The 18,649-nt window shown below is 66.3% G+C and carries 22 protein-coding genes and 1 tRNA gene; 11 read left to right on the top strand and 12 right to left on the bottom strand.

Features of this window, described 5'->3' with window-relative positions; all coding sequences use genetic code 11:
* Positions 1-14: 14 nt before the first annotated feature.
* Positions 15-491 carry a hypothetical protein gene (locus J2Y54_RS08930; RefSeq protein ID WP_310038869.1) on the bottom strand — a complete coding sequence of 159 codons (477 nt, stop codon included), beginning with the start codon at positions 489-491 and terminating at the stop codon, positions 15-17.
* Positions 492-577: 86 nt separating this feature from the next.
* Here J2Y54_RS08930 and rpiB point away from each other — a divergent pair, with 86 nt between their 5' ends.
* Entirely contained in the window at positions 578-1,015 is a 438-nt protein-coding gene (rpiB, locus tag J2Y54_RS08925) for a ribose 5-phosphate isomerase B (protein ID WP_310038867.1), read from the top strand.
* Here rpiB and J2Y54_RS08920 read toward each other — a convergent pair.
* The gene (locus J2Y54_RS08920) at positions 1,012-1,485 is read right to left on the bottom strand and encodes a DUF3429 domain-containing protein (RefSeq protein WP_310038866.1); all 474 of its coding nucleotides are present in this window, start codon (positions 1,483-1,485) and stop codon (positions 1,012-1,014) included. The two genes, rpiB and J2Y54_RS08920, sit on opposite strands and share 4 nt — an antisense overlap.
* Before the next feature lie 135 nt (positions 1,486-1,620).
* On the opposite strand from J2Y54_RS08920, the gene glyA reads away from it, so the two are divergent.
* The 5 genes from glyA (at position 1,621) to rpsD (ending at position 5,294) form a co-directional block, all read left to right on the top strand.
* A complete protein-coding gene (glyA, locus tag J2Y54_RS08915; RefSeq protein WP_310038863.1) occupies positions 1,621-2,934 on the top strand; it encodes a serine hydroxymethyltransferase in 1,314 nt (437 codons plus the stop codon).
* A 130-nt stretch (positions 2,935-3,064) separates the two neighbouring features.
* Positions 3,065-3,526, top strand: coding sequence for a transcriptional regulator NrdR (gene nrdR / locus J2Y54_RS08910; RefSeq protein WP_300497151.1), 462 nt, complete (start codon positions 3,065-3,067; stop codon positions 3,524-3,526).
* Complete coding sequence (locus tag J2Y54_RS08905; RefSeq protein WP_310038860.1) at positions 3,523-4,239, top strand: RNA methyltransferase; 717 nt, start codon at positions 3,523-3,525, stop codon at positions 4,237-4,239. The genes nrdR and J2Y54_RS08905 overlap by 4 nt, the downstream gene beginning before the upstream one ends.
* Positions 4,240-4,297: 58 nt before the next feature.
* Positions 4,298-4,528 (top strand): hypothetical protein, encoded by a 231-nt coding sequence (locus J2Y54_RS08900; protein WP_310038858.1) that lies wholly within the window; start codon positions 4,298-4,300, stop codon positions 4,526-4,528.
* A 151-nt stretch (positions 4,529-4,679) separates the two neighbouring features.
* On the top strand, positions 4,680-5,294 hold the full coding sequence (rpsD, locus tag J2Y54_RS08895) for a 30S ribosomal protein S4 (RefSeq protein WP_310038855.1): 615 nt from the start codon (positions 4,680-4,682) through the stop codon (positions 5,292-5,294).
* 78 nt (positions 5,295-5,372) lie between these two features.
* On the opposite strand, the gene J2Y54_RS08890 is transcribed toward rpsD, so the two are convergent.
* Positions 5,373-7,370: a S9 family peptidase gene (locus J2Y54_RS08890; RefSeq protein WP_310038850.1), complete on the bottom strand. Its 1,998-nt coding sequence runs from the start codon at positions 7,368-7,370 to the stop codon at positions 5,373-5,375.
* 123 nt (positions 7,371-7,493) lie between these two features.
* Here J2Y54_RS08890 and J2Y54_RS08885 point away from each other — a divergent pair, with 123 nt between their 5' ends.
* The 3 genes from J2Y54_RS08885 to aguB all read left to right on the top strand — a co-directional run bounded on the left by J2Y54_RS08885 (position 7,494) and on the right by aguB (position 11,350).
* Positions 7,494-9,152 (top strand): M28 family metallopeptidase, encoded by a 1,659-nt coding sequence (locus J2Y54_RS08885; RefSeq protein WP_310038848.1) that lies wholly within the window; start codon positions 7,494-7,496, stop codon positions 9,150-9,152.
* 4 nt (positions 9,153-9,156) lie between these two features.
* Entirely contained in the window at positions 9,157-10,125 is a 969-nt protein-coding gene (locus J2Y54_RS08880) for an agmatine deiminase family protein (RefSeq protein WP_310038845.1), read from the top strand.
* Between the two features lie 370 nt (positions 10,126-10,495).
* A complete protein-coding gene (gene aguB / locus J2Y54_RS08875; RefSeq protein WP_310038842.1) occupies positions 10,496-11,350 on the top strand; it encodes an N-carbamoylputrescine amidase in 855 nt (284 codons plus the stop codon).
* On the opposite strand, the gene J2Y54_RS08870 is transcribed toward aguB, so the two are convergent.
* The 3 genes from J2Y54_RS08870 to J2Y54_RS08860 form a co-directional block, all read right to left on the bottom strand.
* On the bottom strand, positions 11,347-11,781 hold the full coding sequence (locus tag J2Y54_RS08870; RefSeq protein ID WP_310038839.1) for a hypothetical protein: 435 nt from the start codon (positions 11,779-11,781) through the stop codon (positions 11,347-11,349). The genes aguB and J2Y54_RS08870 overlap by 4 nt on opposite strands.
* A gap of 267 nt (positions 11,782-12,048) precedes the next feature.
* Complete coding sequence (locus tag J2Y54_RS08865) at positions 12,049-12,558, bottom strand: uracil-DNA glycosylase (RefSeq protein WP_310041256.1); 510 nt, start codon at positions 12,556-12,558, stop codon at positions 12,049-12,051.
* Positions 12,559-12,708: a hypothetical protein gene (locus J2Y54_RS08860; RefSeq protein ID WP_310038837.1), complete on the bottom strand. Its 150-nt coding sequence runs from the start codon at positions 12,706-12,708 to the stop codon at positions 12,559-12,561.
* A 22-nt stretch (positions 12,709-12,730) separates the two neighbouring features.
* Here J2Y54_RS08860 and folK point away from each other — a divergent pair, with 22 nt between their 5' ends.
* Both folK and J2Y54_RS08850 read left to right on the top strand, forming a co-directional pair.
* Positions 12,731-13,198, top strand: a complete 468-nt coding sequence (gene folK, locus J2Y54_RS08855) for a 2-amino-4-hydroxy-6-hydroxymethyldihydropteridine diphosphokinase (RefSeq protein WP_310038834.1) — start codon at positions 12,731-12,733, stop codon at positions 13,196-13,198.
* A gap of 45 nt (positions 13,199-13,243) precedes the next feature.
* Positions 13,244-13,319: transfer RNA gene (locus J2Y54_RS08850), tRNA-Lys, on the top strand.
* Between the two features lie 2 nt (positions 13,320-13,321).
* Here J2Y54_RS08850 and J2Y54_RS08845 read toward each other — a convergent pair.
* From J2Y54_RS08845 to J2Y54_RS08820, 6 genes are all read right to left on the bottom strand, one after another.
* Entirely contained in the window at positions 13,322-14,245 is a 924-nt protein-coding gene (locus tag J2Y54_RS08845) for a winged helix DNA-binding protein (protein ID WP_310038833.1), read from the bottom strand.
* 132 nt (positions 14,246-14,377) lie between these two features.
* On the bottom strand, positions 14,378-15,274 hold the full coding sequence (locus J2Y54_RS08840; RefSeq protein WP_310038830.1) for a hypothetical protein: 897 nt from the start codon (positions 15,272-15,274) through the stop codon (positions 14,378-14,380).
* Positions 15,275-15,361: 87 nt separating this feature from the next.
* Positions 15,362-16,798 carry an NAD(P)(+) transhydrogenase (Re/Si-specific) subunit beta gene (locus J2Y54_RS08835; protein WP_310038828.1) on the bottom strand — a complete coding sequence of 479 codons (1,437 nt, stop codon included), beginning with the start codon at positions 16,796-16,798 and terminating at the stop codon, positions 15,362-15,364.
* A 4-nt stretch (positions 16,799-16,802) separates the two neighbouring features.
* Complete coding sequence (locus J2Y54_RS08830) at positions 16,803-17,081, bottom strand: NAD(P) transhydrogenase subunit alpha (protein ID WP_310038825.1); 279 nt, start codon at positions 17,079-17,081, stop codon at positions 16,803-16,805.
* The gene (locus J2Y54_RS08825) at positions 17,082-17,426 is read right to left on the bottom strand and encodes an endonuclease domain-containing protein (protein ID WP_310041254.1); all 345 of its coding nucleotides are present in this window, start codon (positions 17,424-17,426) and stop codon (positions 17,082-17,084) included.
* 103 nt (positions 17,427-17,529) lie between these two features.
* Positions 17,530-18,648: an NAD(P) transhydrogenase subunit alpha gene (locus J2Y54_RS08820; RefSeq protein ID WP_310038823.1), complete on the bottom strand. Its 1,119-nt coding sequence runs from the start codon at positions 18,646-18,648 to the stop codon at positions 17,530-17,532.
* Between the last annotated feature and the right edge of the window lies 1 nt (position 18,649).

Below are 18,649 nucleotides of genomic sequence, written 5' to 3'. Positions count from 1 at the left end.
GGAGGATTAGGCGGTCAGTCGCGGCAATAGCCCTCGCCCGGCGCGACGATCAGGCAGTCGCGCTTGCCCGCCAGCCATTTGAGGCCGGTGGCATCGCCGTCGCCTGCGACCAGTTCGATCCGCGCATCGCCCCGCCGGAACACGATGCCGTTGACGCTCGCCCGTCCGTCATAGGTGCCGGGTTCGCCCTGATCGAGGTTCCATTTGTTCACGATGCGATAGCGGCCCGGTTCGGCGCCCTTGGCGATCTCCAGCACCAGCCCCTCGACCCCGACCCATTTGCCGACCCACGCGTCACGCTCGGGCGCGCGTTCCGCCAGCCGGTCGCGCCGGGCTTCGCGCGTTACGTTCTGGGCGGCCGCCTCGGCATTGGCGATCGCATTCTCCACCAGCGCGGCTTCCTGCGCATTGTCCAGCTTCGCGCCGCATGCCGTCAGCAATGCCGCCGCAGCCACCACCATCATCACCCGCACGCTTACTACTCCACTCAAGCCAGGCTCGCCCTATGGTGTAGCCATTCGGATGACGCTGCAATAGAGAGCGCCATCGCTTCATCTCAACGCCGGAACCATTCCCCATGCGCATCGCCATCGCTTCCGATCACGCCGCGATCGACCTCAAGACGGCGCTCGCCGATTGGCTGCGCGATGCCGGCCATGACGTCGCCGATCTCGGCCCGGACAGCAGCGCCAGCGTCGATTATCCCGATTATGGCTACAAGCTCGCCGCCGCCATCGCCGATGGCAGCGCGGAGCGGGGGATCGCGCTGTGCGGCAGCGGCATCGGCATCTCGATCGCGGTCAACCGCAACCCCGCCGCGCGCTGCGCCCTCGTTGCCGAACCGCTCTCCGCCACCCTCGCGCGCGAACATAACGACGCCAATGTCATCGCCATGGGCGCGCGGCTGATCGGCATCGAAATGGCGAAAGCGTGCGTCACCGCCTTCCTCGCCACGGACTTCGGCGGCGACCGTCACCAGCGCCGCGTGGACAAGCTGACCGCGCCGGAGATTTAATAGGGCGAAGGAATAAGCCCGAGCGCCAGCGTCGTCAGGCCCAGCCCCACCGACAGCTGCACGCGCAGGCTCAGCCACCAGCGCGGCGCCATCCCCGCCCGCGTCAGCACGCGGTCGACCAGCGGCGACAACAGGATAAGCGTGCCGATCAGCATCAGCGATGGCTGCGGCCACGGATCGCCCGTCATCCACGGCACCGCGCTCGCCAGCGCGATCAGCGACGGCAGTACCGCGAGCACATAGGTCCAGACCGGCGGCTGCGCCGTCCGCGCGGCGAGCCCCCACCAGGTGCCGCCGAGGAAGCTGAAGATCAGCACCGCGTACAGATAGCTGCTGGCCAGCGCCGGAAAGAACCACGGTTCCGGCCCGGCCAGCGCGGCGCCGAGCGCGGCGAGTTGTGGCAGCAGGCCGCTCAGCCCCAGCAGGCGGGCAGCGGCGGGGGCACGGGCAGGGGAGTGGGGATCGGCCATGGACCGCTTTCAACAGCTTCTTGCGGCGGCATGCAAGAATCGCGTCTGGCCTAATCGCGGCCAAGCGCATAAGGGCGTGCGCGACAGGTCGCCCGCACCTGCCCGTCGGCGGCCACCAGACAAAGGATCCGCGCGATGAGCACCAACCCCCAGACGCTCGCCCAGGTTCAGCCCGACGGCTTTTTCACCCGCAACCTCGCCGATGCCGACCCGGCGGTGTTCGCCGGCGTGCGCGAAGAGCTGGAGCGCGAGCAGTATCAGATCGAACTGATCGCCTCGGAAAACATCGTGTCGAAGGCGGTGCTCGAAGCGCAGGGCAGCGTGTTCACCAACAAGTACGCCGAGGGCTATCCCGGCAAGCGCTACTATCAGGGCTGCCACCCGTCCGACGCGGTCGAGACGCTGGCGATCGAGCGCGCCAAGCAGCTGTTCGGCTGCGGCTTCGCCAATGTTCAGCCGCACTCGGGCGCGCAGGCCAATGGCGCGGTGATGCTCGCTTTGGTCAAGCCGGGCGACACGATCCTGGGCATGAGCCTCGATGCCGGCGGTCACCTCACGCACGGCGCCAAGGCGGCGATGAGCGGCAAGTGGTTCAACGCGGTCCAATATGGCGTCGATCCGGTCACCCACCTGATCGACTATGACGCGGTCGAGGCGCTGGCGCTCGAGCACAAGCCGCGCCTGATCATCGCGGGCGGCTCGGCCTATCCGCGCGTGATCGATTTCGCCCGCTTCCGCGCGATCGCGGACAAGGTCGATGCACTCTTCATGGTCGACATGGCGCATTTCAGCGGCATCGTCGCCGCCGGCCAGCATCCCTCGCCCTTCCCGCATGCGCATGTCGCGACGACGACGACGCACAAGACGCTGCGTGGTCCGCGCGGCGGCATGATCCTCACCAATGACGAGGCGCTGGCGAAGAAGTTCAACTCGGCGGTGTTCCCCGGCATGCAGGGCGGGCCGCTGATGCATGTGATCGCGGCCAAGGCGGTGGCGTTCGGCGAAGCGCTGCAGCCCGGGTACAAGGGCTATATCGCGGCGGTGGTGGAGAATGCGAAGGTGCTGGCCGCGACGCTCAAGGAACGTGGCGCGGCGGTCGTTTCGGGCGGCACCGACACCCACCTCGCGCTGATCGATCTGACCCCGCTCGGCGTTACCGGCAAGGACGCGGACGAGGCGCTCGAGCGCGCCGGCATCACCTGCAACAAGAACGGCATCCCCAACGATCCGCTGCCCCCGACCAAGACCAGCGGCATCCGCGTCGGATCGCCCGCCGGCACCACGCGCGGCTTCGGCGTCGCCGAATTCCGCGAAATCGGCAACATGATCGCCGATGTGCTCGAGGGGCTGCGTACCAAGGGTGAAGCCGGCGACCCCGAGGTCGAGGCCGCGGTCAAGCTGCGCGTCCGCGCGCTGTGCGAACGCTTCCCGATCTATCCGGAGGCGTGATGCCCTTTCTCCCTCTCCCCTTCAGGGGAGAGGGCCGGGGAGAGGGGCATGCACGATGCGCTCTCCTTCAGCCCCCTCTCCCGGTCTCGCTTCGCTCGACCACCCTCTCCCCTGAAGGGGAGAGGGGTTAATGCGCTGCCCGTTCTGCGGCCATGAAGCCTCGCAGGTCAAAGACAGCCGCCCCACCGAAGACGGCGCCGCGATCCGTCGTCGGCGGCAGTGCGAGGCGTGCGCGGCGCGCTTCACCACCTTCGAGCGGATCCAGCTGCGCGAGCTGTTCGTGCTCAAGTCGGAGGACAAGCGCGAGCCGTTCGACCGCGACAAGCTGATCCGGTCGGTCAGCCTTGCCTGCCGCAAGCGCCCGATCGACGCGACCCAGGTCGAAAAGCTCGTCTCGGGCATTCAGCGTCAGCTCGAAACGCTGGGCGAAACCGAAGTACCGACGAAGCGGATCGGCGAAATGGTGATGGAGGGGCTCAAGCACCTCGATTCGGTCGCCTATATCCGCTTTGCCAGCGTCTATCGCGACTTTCGCGAGGCCAAGGATTTCGAGGAATTCGCCAGCAATGTGAGCGAGGTCGGCAAGCAGTGAATCCCGTCATCGTTCTGGTCCGCCCGCAATTGGGCGAGAATATCGGCAAGGCCGCGCGCGCGATGCTCAATTTCGGGCTGACCGAAATGCGGCTGGTGACGCCGCGTGACGGCTGGCCCAATCCCTCGGCCGGTCCGGCGGCGAGCGGCGCCGACATCGTGCTCGAACGTGCGCAGGTGTTCGAAAGCGTCGCCGAGGCGGTGGCCGATTGCCCGCACGTCTATGCCACCACGGTGCGCAAGCGCGGCGTGACCAAGCCGGTGGTGACCCCGGTCGAGGCCGCGGCGGAAATCCACGCTGCCCCCGGCCGCTCGGCGATCCTGTTCGGACCGGAGCGCTCGGGGCTGGAGACCGAGGATGTCGCGCTTGCCCGCGCGATCCTGACCGTGCCGATCAATCCCGAATTCGGCTCGCTCAACCTGGCGCAGGCGGTGATCCTCGTCGCTTATGAATGGTCGAAGGGGCAGGGGCTGGCCCAGCCGCCGCGCACCGACCTCGATCCCCCCGCGCCACAGGCCGAGCTGGAGGGGCTGATCGGCCATTTCGATACGCTGCTGGATGATACCGGCTATTATTTCCCGCCCGATCGCGTGCCGACCACCAAGCTGACGTTGCGCAACCTGCTGACCAAGCCGGGCTGGACCAGCCAGGAATTGCGTACCCTGCGCGGGGTGCTGTCGGCGCTGGAGGGCAAGAAGCGCAACCGCGCCTGACGGGTTGCGGAGTCCCAAGGTCCCGGTACAAGGCGTTGATCTGTAGCAGGAGTTCGCAATGATTGTCGCGATCGCACTGGCCTTGATTGCCGCCCCGGCGGGGCAGGAGCCACAGGCGCCCAAGCCAAAGCCGACCAAGGAGCCCAAGATCTGCCGGGTGGATGAAGAAACCGGCAGCCGCATGGGGGTGCGCAAGATCTGTCGCACGGCCGCTGAATGGCGTGCGCTCGAAGATCCGACCGGGATGCATGAAGAACGCCGCGAGCGTCGTCGTCCCGATCCGGATTGACTCGATCCAGCGCCGCCGCTAAGCGCCCGCCTTCGCAATCGGCCCTGCACTCCGGTGAAGCAGCGGCCCTGTGCGCATGCACAGGCGATACCGGAATCGCGATCAGGCCGCCTGGCCGGGTCAACGTCGTTGCAATTGTTAGGAATTTATCATGTCGAAGCGCTCCAGCGCCAAGTACAAGCTCGATCGCCGGATGGGCGAAAACATTTGGGGTCGCCCCAAGTCGCCCGTCAACAAGCGTGAATATGGCCCCGGTCAGCACGGTCAGCGCCGCAAGGGCAAGATGTCGGACTTCGGCATCCAGCTGCGCGCCAAGCAGAAGCTCAAGGGCTATTATGGCGACGTGACCGAAAAGCAGTTCAAGCGCGCCTATGAAGACGCGTCGAAGATGAAGGGCGATACCGGTCAGAACCTGATCGGCCTGCTCGAAATGCGTCTCGACATGATCGTCTATCGCGCCAAGTTCGCGCCGACGATCTTCGCTGCGCGCCAGCTGGTCAACCACGGCCACGTCAAGGTGAACGGCGAGAAGTGCAACATCGGCTCGCGCCGCATCAAGGTCGGTGAGACCGTCGAGCTGGGTGCCAAGGCCCGCGAAATGGCGCTGGTCATGGAAGCGCAGAGCCTGGCCGAGCGTGACATCCCCGACTACATCGCACCCGATGGCGCGTCGAAGATCACCTTCACCCGCGTACCGACCCTCGACGAGGTGCCGTACCCGGTGAAGATGGAACCGAACCTGGTGGTCGAGTTCTACTCGCGCTGATCCTTCGGGACCGGACGAAAAAAAGGGGCGGTCCGTTCGGGCCGCCCCTTTTTCGTTGCGCCGGTCCGGCCCGCCGGATCAGTCGGCCGGGCCGCCCTTGAGAAAAGCCGCGCTCTTGCGCAGCAGCGTCTCGCGCGCCGCGCTGTCGTCGAGATAATGGTCCAGCCCGGGATATTCGACCAGCGTGCTGGGGCGACCCGCGGCCTTCATCTTGTCCTGCATCAGCCGCGCCTGGCCGACCGCGACGTTGAGGTCGAGATCGCCGTGGAACATCAGCACGGGCGCCGTGATCTTCGCGGCATGGCGTGCAGGCGATCCTTCCGCGACATGCGGTCCGGCGCCGACAAAGCGCGAGACGACGACAAAGTCGGAATAGCCCTCGCTGTCGCTCTTGAGCTTGTCCAGATCGGTCACCGGGGCAATCGCCACCACCCGCTTGAACAGGCCGGGTTCGACCACCGCCGACTGCAGCGCGGCATAGCCGCCATAGGACCAGCCGAGGATGCCAAGCTGTGCGGGGTCGGCGATCCCCTGCTTGACCAGCCAGCGCCCCGCATCGTTGACGTCGCCGATCGCGACGCGCCAGTCGCGGAAACCGTTGCGCTGGAACCAGGCGTCGCCATAGCCCGCCGACCCGCGGAAATTGGGCTGCAGCACGGCAAAGCCCTGGCTCGCAAAATATTGCGACAGCCAGTCAAAGCCCCAGTAATCGCGCGCGCCCGGCCCGCCATGCGGCAGGACGATGGCTGGCAGATTCTTGCCCGTGCTGCCCGGCGGCAGTGTCAGATAGCCCGGGATCATCGTCCCGTCGGTGGCAGGATAGCTGACCGGGCGCATCGTCCCCATCGCCACAGCCTCCAGCTCCGGGCGGACCAGCATCAGCTCGCTCAGCTGCTTGCTGTCGCGGTCGAACAGGAAATAGCGGCCCGGATCGGTGTCGCTGCCGGCCCAGACCAGCATCCGCTTTTCGTCCTCGCTCGAATCGACCACATCGATCATCGGCAGATTGGGCAGCGCCCGTGTCAGCATCCGGCGCAGCGCGCTGATCGCCGGGTCGAAATAATGAACATAGGATTTGTCGGTGGCATAGCTCACGCCGACCACGCGGCGATTGCGACCGATGCGCACCAGCCCGCCGACATCGACCTCGGGATGGGCATAGACCAGCGTTTCGGTGCCGCTGCCATCCAGCGCCTTGCTGAACAGCGCCATACGGCCCTGATGCCGCTTCATGCCATAGGCGATGTCGAGCGCGGGGTCGATCGCATAGGGGTCGAACGCCGGATCGGTCGGGTTGGTCGCGTCGGTTTCGCTCAGCGCCTCCCAGTTGCGGTTGCCCTTGCGCCGGAAATAATAGAGCCGCCGCCCGGTGGAATAGCCGTCGCGCAGCACCGCGCGCCCGATGATGCGCACCTGGCCGCGCCCGTCGGTCAGATATTCCGATGCGTCCTCTGCCGGCTGCTCGACGTTGCGGACCTTCATCGTCGTCACGTCGATCAGATCGACGCCCAGCCCGCGCTTGGTCTGCGCCAGGCGCGTGCCGGTATCATATTCCGGAACATAGCCGCGCAGCATCAGCACGCTGCCCTCGACCCCGGGGTTCCAGTCGATCACCGATCCGCCAAAGCCGGTGCTGCCGAGCAGCTCGCGCCCGGTCCCGGGCTGCGCCACCACCGCGACATTGCCGCCATCGGCGTCCATCGCGATCATGCGCGATATGGTGGTCAGCCGCGGGTTGCCGATAATCCCCGACACGCTGCACAGCAGGCGTATCGCGCTTGCCCAGCGACAGGAGCGCACCCGGTCGGGCTTGCCGTCGGTGGTGCCGACCCGGACCGGCACGGCCGATCCGTCGACCGGCGCGACATAGATCGCCGATCCGCGCGCGCCAAAGGGCGCGACATAGGCGATCCGTGTTCCGTCGGGCGACAGGCTGACCTGGGTGAGCGATTCGCGTGCGCCAAAGGCGCGGGCCGCGTCGAACGCGGGCCGCGCGGCGCTGTCCGGTGCGGCCGGTTGCGCGGCAGCCGGCATGGCGAGTGCGACCGCACTCGCAAGCATCATCAATGTCTTCATGTTACCCCCTGAAGGCAAAGGCTATTCCGGCGGCGCCCGGGGCACAAGGGGTCGTGGCTTGCCGATTGCGCCGCCCCCTGCCAAGAGTCACCGCATCACTCGTATCCCTGGAGACGATGCCCCATGCGCCTTGCGCTGCTCGCCCTGCTGGGCCTTGCCGCCTGTTCGACCGCGTCCGACACGACCGCGCTGCCCGATGTTGCGCTCCCCGCGATGCCGATGGACGTGATGAAGGAAGCGACCCGCACACTCTCTTCCGACGCGTTCGAGGGCCGCGCCCCCGGCACGCCGGGTGAGGCCAAGACGCTCGCCTATCTCGTCGATCAGTTCCAGAAGGCGGGGCTCCAGCCAGGCAACAATGGCAGCTGGTTCCAGGACGTGCCGCTGGTCGCGATCACCGCGCAGAATGTCTCGCCGCTGAGCTTCACCGGCGGCACGCAGCCGATGTCCCTGAAATACGGCCCCGAATTCGTCGCCGGCACCTATCGCGTGACCCCCAGCATCGCGGTCAAGGACAGCCCGGTGGTGTTCGTCGGCTATGGCATCAACGCCCCTGAAAGGGGCTGGAACGACTATGCCGGGATCGACGTGAAGGGGAAGACCGTCGTCATCCTCGTCAACGATCCCGACTGGGAAACCGCCGGATTGCAGGGCGATTTCGGCGGCCAGGCGATGACCTATTATGGCCGCTGGACCTACAAGTTCGAGGAGGCCGCGCGTCAGGGTGCCGCCGCCGCGCTGATCGTCCATGATACCCAACCCGCCGCCTATGGCTGGAACGTCGTCCAGTCGAGCTGGACCGGCGAGCAGCAGGTCGCCGATGCCGCCAACGGCCATTCCGACCAGACCGCTGCCAATGGCTGGATCCAGCTCGACAAGGCCAAGGCTCTGTTCGCCAGCGCGGGTCAGGATTTCGACACGCTCTCCGCCGCCGCCAAGGTCAAGGGGTTCAAGGCCGTGCCGCTCGGTGACGTCAAGGCATCGGTCAGCTTCGACAACGTCATCCGCAAGCACGCGTCGAAGAATGTCATCGGCATCCTCCCCGGTGCCAAGCGGCCGGACGAATATGTCCTCTACACCGCGCACTGGGACCATCTCGGCCGCTGCGAGGCCGCGCCCGATGGCGACGACATCTGCAACGGCGCGATCGACAACGCCACCGGCACCGCCGCACTGATCGCGATCGCCAAGGCCAATGCCGCGGCCGGCGCGCCTGACCGCAGCCTCGTCTTCCTCGCCGTGACGGCCGAGGAATCGGGTCTGCTCGGCTCCAAATATTATGGCGACAACCCGGTCTACCCGCTCGCCAAGACCGTCGGCGGCGTGAATATCGATGCGATGAACCTGACGCCGCCGGCCCGGAACGTCATCGTCATGGGCATGGGCAAGTCGCAGCTCGACGATTACCTCAAGGCCGCGCTCGCCAAGCAGGGCCGCATGGCCAATGCCGAACCGACCCCGGAAAAGGGCTTCTACTACCGCTCCGACCATTTCATGCTGGCAAAGCACGGCGTGCCGATGCTCTATTTCGACGCGGGCGACGATCTGGTCGAGGGTGGCCGCGATGCCGGCCGCGCCGCCGCTGCGGACTATGAGAAGACCAAATATCACGGCCCGAAGGACGAGTTCGATCCCAACTGGAACTGGGCGGGCGCGGAAAAGGATCTTCAGGTCTATTACGCCGTCGGCCGCATGCTCGCCATGACCGCCGCCTGGCCCAACTGGGTCGAGGGCGACGAATTCCGCGCCGCCCGCGACAAATCCCGCGCAGGAGCCAAGTAACACCGTGACCACGCCGCACCTTCCCCCTGAATGGGCACCGCACAAGGCCGTCTGGATCGGGTTCCCCAGCCATCCTGATCTGTGGGACTCGCTCGGCGCCGCCCGGGCCGAGGTCGCCGCCTTTGCCCGCGCGGTCCATGCCGACGGGGCGGGGGAACAGGTGCTGCTGGTCGCCGCCGACGACGAAGCCGCCGGGGCGGCCGCGCTGCTGGTCGGCGACACGGCCAAGGTGGTGGTCGCCCCGTTCGGCGACATCTGGCTGCGCGACACCGGCGTCATCGTCGATCGCGCCGGGATCGGCCACGCCTTCGGCTTCAACGGCTGGGGCGGAAAGTATGAATATGACGGCGACGAGGATATCGGCCGCCGCCTCGCCGCCAAGCGCCACATGGACGTTGTCGAACATGACTGGGTGCTTGAGGGCGGCTCGATCGACTGGGACGGCACCGGCCTGGTTGTCACCACCGAACAATGTTTGCTCAACCGCAACCGCAACCCCGGCCTGTCGCAGGGTGAGGCGGAACGGCGGCTGCGCGAGGATCTCGGCTTCGATCGCGTGCTTTGGCTCGGCAACGGCCTTGCCCACGACCACACCGACGGCCATGTCGACAACCTCGCCCGCTTCGTCGGGGAAAACCGGCTGGCGATCCCGGTGCCGGAGGAGAACGACCCCAACTGGCTCGTCTATGCCGACGCGCGGCGTCGCGCCGAGGCGTTCGGGGTCGAAGTCGTGCCCATCCCCTCACCCGGCCGCGTGATCCAGGGGGGCGAGGTCGTCCCGGCAAGTTACATGAACTTCTACATCGGCAACGCCGCCGTGGTGGTCCCGGTCTATGGTCAGCCGAACGACCGCAAGGCGGTGGAGACGATCGGCGCCCTGTTCCCCGGCCGCGAAGCCGTGGGCCTGCGCGCGGACCATATCCTGACGGGTGGGGGGAGCTTCCACTGCATCAGCCAGCAGATTCCGAAGTGAAGGGCGCCGCTTCTTCTTAAGCCCCTCCCGCTTGCGGGAGGGGTTGGGGAGGGTCTTCTTCTTCTTTTTCATTCGTCACGTTCAGGGGCGCGTAACGAACACGATCCCACCCCCCAACGTCCGCCCGGCCTTGAGCCGGGCCAAGGCTTCTTCTTCCTTCACGGACGGCAAAGAAAAGCCCCGTCCCGGGTCAAGCCCGGGACGACGAGGGTAGAGGGCACCCCTCCCCACACTCGTCACCCCGGCCCCGTGCCAGGGTCCACCCTACCACCAGCGCAGCGCCCGCCCTCATGCCGATGCGCCCGCCGCCCAATGGACCCCGGAACAAGTCCGGGGTGACGAAGGCGACCCCACCCCCTAAATACCCCACATGACCCAGATCACCGTCGCCGCGCTCCAGCTCGCCTTCACCACCGACACGGCGCAGAACATCGCCAACGTCACCGACCTCGTGCGTGAGGCGGCGGGGAAGGGCGCGCAGGTCGTCCTGCCCCCGGAACTCTTCGAAGGCGAATATTTCTGTCGCGTAGAGGACGAGGCGCTGTTCGCGACCGCCAAACCGCTCGCCAGCCACCCCGCCGTCACCGCGATGCAGGCCCTCGCCGCGGAGCTGCAGGTCCACATCCCGACCAGCTTCTTCGAGGCGGACGGCCCGCATTTCTACAACAGCCTCGCGATGATCGGACCCGACGGCAAGGTCGCGGGCGTCTATCGCAAGAGCCACATTCCCGACGGCCCGGGCTATGAAGAGAAATATTATTTCCGCCCCGGCAATACCGGGTTCAAGGTGTGGGACGGCCCCGCCGACGACGCGGCGCTCGGCGTCGGCATCTGCTGGGACCAATGGTATCCCGAAACCGCGCGCACGATGATGCTGATGGGCGCGCAACTGCTGTTCTACCCCACCGCGATCGGGTCGGAGCCCTATGACGCCGATCTCGACACCAGCCGCATGTGGCGCCGCGCGATGATCGGCCATGCCGTGTCCAATGTCGTCCCCGTGATCGCCAGCAACCGCATCGGGACCGAGGGCGACCAGCGCTTCTACGGCCACAGCTTCATCTGCGACGAATGGGGCGACATCCTCGCCGAGTTCGGCGCCGAGGAAACCGGCGTCCTCACCGCCACCCTCGACCTCGACCGCGCGCGCAAACACCGCGCCGGCATGGGCTTCTTCCGCGACCGCCGCCCGGAACTGTACCGGCGCATGGTCGAGGACGTTTAGATTAGATCGACCTCGAAACTCCCGTGTCCTGCTTCGGTCAATGCACGGAGGCCCGCCTGGAGGCGTTGAACGGTCCCGTAGGTGATCGGCATCTTAGCCTGAAGTATCTGATCGTCTTCCTCGTCCATTCTCAGGGTGAGGCTGAGGTCGCCGGTTCCACCAACAGGCGCGACCTCGATCCGCAAGCCGGGAGAATGCCCGCCGTAGAGTTCAAGCAATGGGGGATCCGCTGGGTCGAGTGGATAGACAGACAGTTGCTGCTCAAAAGGCATTAAGGCGTGCAGCCCCAAATGGTCCACAAACCATTCGAAATCTCCGCTGAGCGCGGCGCTCGTGAAGCGAACCCTTAAATAGCCCTCGCGGTCATCATCTTCGCGATAAATGAACTCAACTTTGGCTCCCATGCGCCCCGCCTCAATAATCTTCGTCACCCCGGCCTTGTGCCGGGGTCCACCGGGAGGCAAGCGCGAACCAAGCGCTGTTACGGAAAATTGCTTTCCTACAGACCCCGCTCCGGCATATCTCATCTGTCCCCTCGACCGATCGGGACAGTCACCATGCCCTTCGCGAACCGCCTGACACCCCGCCACCCGACGTCGCGACACTGTCGCACGGGTGTCGCGTCGCAGGCGCCAACCGGTCGCTTCGCGGTCGCCTCACCCGGAAAACCCGTCAAAAATGTCCGGTTCGTCCGGCGCTCACACCGTCCCGCGCAGCTCCAGCGCCCGAGCAAACACCGCCTCGAACATCTCCGCCGTCAGCCGCCCGGTATTCTGGTTGTAGCGCGAGCAGTGATAGCTATCGATCAGCACCCGCCCGTCGGGCATGCGATGCTCCGCCAGATGGGCAAAGCGGCATTTGGGCAGTTTGCCACCCAGGATCTTGACCGCGCTCTGATGCGCGATCTGCCCCAGCGCGATGAAGATGCGGGCATTGGGCAGCGCATCGACCTGAGCCTCAGCAAAGGGGCGACAGGTCCGCGCCTCCTCCGGCGTCGGCTTGTTCTCGGGCGGCAGGCACTTGACCGAATTGACGATGATCGCGCCGTTCAGCTGCAACCCGTCATCCGCGCGGCTCTCGTAAGCCCCGCTGGTGAACCCGAACTTCGCCAGCGTCGCGAACATCAGGTCGCCCGCGAAATCGCCGGTAAAGGGCCGACCGGTCCGGTTCGCGCCATGCTTGCCGGGAGCCAGACCGATAATGCCCAGCTAGCCATCCGGATCGCCGAACGCCGGCACGGGCGCATTCCACCAGTCGGGATATTCGCCGCGCAACTCCTGTCGCAACGCCACCAGCCGCGGACAGCGCGGGCAGTCGTGCGGCGGCTCGGTCTCGGGCAACGGACTTGGCGGGATCATCGCTCCGGGATAGGCGGGGCGGGTGAGCGCCTCAACCCACCATTATGTCATTGCGCTGGGATCGAACCGGCGCGGTCGCCATGGTTCGCCGCGACAGGAGCTGGCAGCGGCGGTCGCGGCGATCGGCGGTGCGGTCATGCAGTCGCAGGTCATCGAAACCGCCCCGCTCGGCCCCTCGCGCCGCCGCTTCGTCAATGCCGCGATCCTGATCGAAAGCGCCGAATCTCCGCCGGAGCTGCTCGCCCGCCTCAAGCGGATCGAGCGCAGCTTCGGTCGTCGGCGTGGTCGCCGCTGGGACGCGCGGGTGATCGACCTCGACCTGATCCTCTGGTCGGGCGGGGCGTGGAGCAGCCCCGGCCTCACCGTGCCGCATCCGCTGTTCCGCCAGCGCAGCTTCGTGCTGCGTCCGCTGCTGGCCATTGTCCCCGACTGGCGCGATCCGCTGACGGCACGCACCATTCGCCAGCTCGCGGCCCGCCTCCCCGGTTGACCCGCCGCGTCCGCGCCCCTAGGTGCAGCGCCTGACCCAGCACGGGGGCCCTTAGCTCAGTCGGTAGAGCAACTGACTTTTAATCAGTAGGTCGATGGTTCGAATCCATCAGGGCTCACCATTTTATCCCGGAATCAGGCCCTGCCGCTCGGTCGCGGCGAAATAGCTGCGCATCGCTGCGGCGGCGCGGTCGGTCAGCTTGATATGCGCCCGGCGGCGGTCGATCGGGTCGGGCTCACGTTCGAACAGTCCGGCATCGTGCAGCGTGCCGATCCAGCGCAATGCGGTGGTCGGGGGTACGGCGGCGGCGATGCACAGGCTCGACACCGACACCCGCACGCCCTCGAGTCGCGCGGCATAGAGGTCGAGCAGCATGTCCCACGCCGGGTCGGCGAACAGTTCGGGGTGGAAATGCTGGTCACGCATCCGGCGTGCGCGGATCATCGACCGGACCAGGCGCGGCGCGGGGTCGGAACCCTCGCCGGGTTCGGCGCGGAAACCCCGACCCGGTTCGCGCAGGTCGCGCCGCACCGGGTCGGCGGCAAAGTCGGACAGGACCGCAGCGAGCCGCGCAACCTCTTCGTTGAGCCGCTGCAGCCGCTCGCGTTCGCGCTCGCTGCTGACGTCGTGCAGCCGCAGCGTCGCGGGTCGGGTCGCTTCGGCGATCGCGCCGGCATAGTCGGCGGGGGACGGCGCACACAGCAGCGTCGCCCCGGCATCGATCAGCGGCAGCGCCGCGTCGTCCAGCGAGTCGCGGTCGAGCAGCGCGATGACCCGGCACGCGCTGCCGCTCGCCCAGGCGACGATCCGCTCGGCGTGGGTTGCAGCGTCGTGCGGCGGGCCGTGCATGCCGTCGAAGATGATGAGCTCAGCCGCCACCAGCCCGCTCAGGAGCCGGTCCAGATCGGCCGGGCCGATCGCAGCCAGGATTCGCGCGCCACTGGCCTCCAGCGCCGTGACATGGCGGTGCTGCGCCGCAGGGACAGCGATGACCACGGCGCGTGGCGCGTCCGGACGGAGGCGTGAATCCGGCATAGCGTCACTCATCGCGTTCCCCCCATTTTGCGCTGCATTGCGGATGTAATCGCGACAACAGACCGCGCGTCAGCAGCAGGCAGCTCCGATCTCAATCGGTTGCCCGGGAACTATCTCCGAAACGGAGTAAAAAAGGCAAGATGTTCAACCGAATACTGCTTCGGCATCGTCATCGGTGTCGGCAACGAGCAGCTTTGCTGCCGTAGCGATGCTGCCCCCGCTGAGCGCGATCCACAATCCTCCCGTGATCGCATTGCCAACGGCATAGACGATCACCATCGGCCCCATCTGTCCGAACCCGCCCGATTGGGCTTCGACCGCGCGCCGTGCGGCCTCCGGATCGCCCGCCGCCTGCATCATGTCGAAGAAAAAGCTGCCCATGGTCAGGGTCGACACCATCAGGCTCATCACCATGCCGATCACCGATACGACCAGGGCCGCGCCGAACAACGTCCAGAACCGCCCGCGGCTCAACCGCCATGCTTCGCCGAGTACCAGCTTGCGGCGGTGCAGCGTAAGCGGAAATGCCAGCGACATGCGCACCGTCAGAAAGATCAGAAGCGGGAACAGCGCCAGCATGAACAGCAGCATCAGCAATCCGCCAACCACCGGCGAATCCCCACCCATCGAAATGCCCGCACCGACGACCATGATGAGCATCATCGATCCGACCAGGCCGATCAGGGCCGCGATGGCGAACAGCAGCAGCAGGCCCAGAACCCGCAGCTCGTCCATGCCGACCCGCAGGAAGCCGATCCCGGCCGCATCGGGCCGCAGCACCGCGCGCATCGCCCCGGTGTAAAGCACGATACCAACGAGGCTGACCACGAAGCCGAGCAGATAGACCGGGCCAATCGTCGCGAGCAGTTCAGCCGGATTGGCACTGGCGGTCGGGTCGAGCGCGGTCGCGAACATCGGCCCCATCGCCAGCATCATCGCCACATTTGCGGCAAGATAGATCGCGATCCAGATCAGGACGGCCATGAACCGTTCACGGATCAGGCCGAACGTGCCCTCCATGATTCGCCCGACGCTCAGCATGATCTTTCCCCCCGCGATCCTGCCAGGATGCTGTCCTGCCGGGATCGCGAGATCAAGCGATTAGATGAAACCGCCAGGCTGCAGGCATCAGTCGAGCGACTTGACGATTTCCTCGACCATCTTCTTGGCGTCGGCGAGCAGCATCATGGTGTTGTCCTGATAGAATACGTCATTGTCGACGCCGGCATAGCCGACCCCGCCCATGCTGCGCTTGATGAACAGCACCGTCTTGGCCTTGTTCACGTCGAACACCGGCATGCCATAGATGGGCGAACTCTTGTCGGTCTTCGCCGCCGGATTGACCACGTCGTTCGCGCCGATGATGAAGGCGACGTCGGTCTGGGCGAACTCGCTGTTGATGTCCTCAAGCTCGAACACCTCGTCATAGGGGACGTTCGCTTCAGCGAGCAGCACGTTCATATGGCCCGGCATCCGCCCTGCGACGGGATGGATCGCGTATTTGACGCGGACGCCATGTTCCTTGAGCTTGTCGCCCATCTCGCGCAGCGCGTGCTGGGCCTGCGCCACCGCCATGCCGTATCCGGGGACGATGATGACCTGCTCGGCCTGGCTCATCAGGAAGGCGGCATCCTCGGCGCTGCCGCGCTTCCACGGGCGGTCGGTCTTGGCCGCACCCGCTGCCGCGCCGCCGCTGTCGCCGCCAAAGCCGCCAGCGATCACGCTGATGAAGCTGCGGTTCATCGCCTTGCACATAATGTAGCTCAGGATCGCGCCCGAGCTGCCGACCAGTGCGCCGGTGATGATCATCGCGCTGTTGCCGAGCGTGAAGCCCATCGCGGCGGCGGCCCAGCCCGAATAGCTGTTGAGCATCGACACCACGACCGGCATGTCCGCGCCGCCGATCGGGATGATCAGCAGGAAGCCGATGACGAAGGACAGGACCAGCACGGTCCAGAACACCCATTCGGGTGCGCGCAGCTCGACCGTCAGAAACGCGATCAGGCCAAGGATCGCGGCGAGCGTGCCGAGGTTGATGACGTGCCGCCCCGGCAGCATGATCGGCGCGCCGCTCATATTGCCGTTGAGCTTCAGGAACGCGATGACCGAACCGGAGAAGGTGATCGCACCGATCGCGACGCCCAGCCCCAGCTCGATGCGGCTGACCGGCAGGATCAGGCCCGCATCGGGCGATCCGGCGGGAAACACGATGCCGAACGCTTCGGGGTTGAGATAGGCGGCGACGCCCACCAGCACCGCGGCGAGGCCGACGAGGCTGTGGAAGCCCGCCACCAGCTGCGGCATGTCGGTCATCTTGATCTTGCGCGCGATGACGAAGCCGATGATGCCGCCGACCGCGATCGCGCCGACAATCTCGGGCAGCGATGCGATTTCGTGCGTGACCAGCGTGGTCACCACTGCGATCAGCATGCCCGCCATGCCGAACCGGTTGCCGCGACGGCTGGTCGAGGGCGAGGACAGGCCGCGCAGAGCGAGGATGAACAGCACGCCCGAGATCAGATAGGCGAGCGCAACCCAGGGGTTGATGGGAGCAGCTTCGTGCATCGGCTCAGCCCTTCTTCTTGTACATGGCGAGCATCCGCTCGGTCACAGCGAACCCGCCGAAGATGTTGACGCTGGCCAGCGCCACCGCAATCAGCCCGAGCCATTTCGCAGTCGGGCTACCCGCTGCCGCCGACGCGATCAGCCCGCCGACGATGATGACGCTGGAAATCGCATTGGTGACCGCCATCAGCGGCGTGTGCAGCGCCGGGGTCACCGACCACACGACATAATAGCCGACGAAACACGCCAGCACGAAGATCGACAGGATCGAGATGAAGTCCATTTATTCCTCCCCGGAACGGGGAGGGGGACCATGCGAAGCATGGTGGAGGGGGAGCGCGGCACGGGAAACGATCGCGGCAACGACCGCCTCGACACTCCCCAGAACATCCACCGCTCTCACCCGCATTACCCCGTACCCATTCGTTTTCAAGAATTCGTCACGTCGTTGATCGCGTTCTGGTCCACCCACTCCACCATGCGTTTGGCCATCCACTTCGATAACCAGCTTGGCACTCAGGCAACAGAAATCGGCGACATAGGGGCCGACGGGATGTTGCCTGCGGAATTTGAACCCGGTGCGATTTCCTCTCAGTTCTTGCCACAGGATCACCTCCGGCAACGTCATGGTCCGTCTAAGCCGCCGTGCGGTGGAAACTTCGGGCCGCTGCATTTGCCTCGCTCCCCCTCCACCGCCTTCGGCGGTCCCCCTCCCCGTTCCGGGGAGGATCCTACAGCAGCCTCGCGTTCACCACCTTGCCACCCTGCGTCAGTCGCACGGCGTTGCCGATCTCTTCGTCGAGCACCGGCTTCCCCGCTTCCTTGTCCCAAAAGGCCGAGAGGAAGTTGTAGAGGTTGCGCGCGAACAGCGCCGAGGCGTCGCTCGACAGGCGGCTGGTAGTGTTGCGATGGCCGACGATCTTCACGCCGTGGCGCTCGACCACCTCACCCGCGACCGCGCCTTCGACATTGCCGCCGGCTTCGACCGCGAGGTCGACGATCACGCTGCCCGGACGCATCGACGCGATCTGAGCATCGCTGATCAGCCGGGGCGCGGGGCGGCCCGGGATCAGCGCGGTGGTGATGACGATGTCCTGCTTGGCGATGTGCGACGACACCAGTTCGGCCTGAGCGGCCTTGTATTCGTCGCTCATCTCGGTGGCGTAGCCGCCCGAGCCTTCGCCTTCGATCCCCGCGACATTCTCCACGAAGATCGGCTTGGCGCCGAGCGACTGGATCTGCTCCTTGGTCGCGCTGCGCACGTCGGTCGCCGACACCTGCGCGCCGAGCCGGCGGGCGGTGGCAATGGCCTGAAGCCCGGCGACGCCGACGCCCATCACGAAGACCTTGGCGGCGGACACGGTGCCCGCTGCGGTCATCATCATCGGGAAGACGCGGCCATATTCGGACGCCGCGTCGAGCACCGCCTTGTACCCCGCCAGGTTCGACTGGGACGAGAGAATGTCCATCGACTGCGCACGGGTGATGCGCGGCATGAACTCCATCGCCAGCGCCTCGATCCCGAGCGCCGCATAGGCATCGACGCGCGCACGCTCGCCGAACGGGTTGAGACCAGCAGCAAGCCAAGCGCCGGGCTTGATGCCCGCCAGCGTCGCCGGGTCGGGGCCCTGCACACCCAGCACGATGTCGGCATGGGCCAGAACAGCGGCGCGCGAGCCGATGGTCGCACCCGCCGCTTCAAAGGCTGCATCGTTTAGGAAACCGGTGTCACCCGCTCCGCTTTCGACGGCGACTACAGCGCCCAGCGAAACGAACTTCTTGACGGTTTCCGGCGTCGCGGAGACGCGCCGCTCTCCAGCGGCGGTCTCCTTGAGGACCGCGATCTTCACG

Origin of the sequence: Sphingomonas sp. BE123 (assembly GCF_031456015.1) — a bacterium.
GTDB lineage: Bacteria > Pseudomonadota > Alphaproteobacteria > Sphingomonadales > Sphingomonadaceae > Sphingomonas.
Note: the sequence above shows the minus strand (reverse complement) of the source record. Positions and strands in the feature narration are given on the sequence as shown.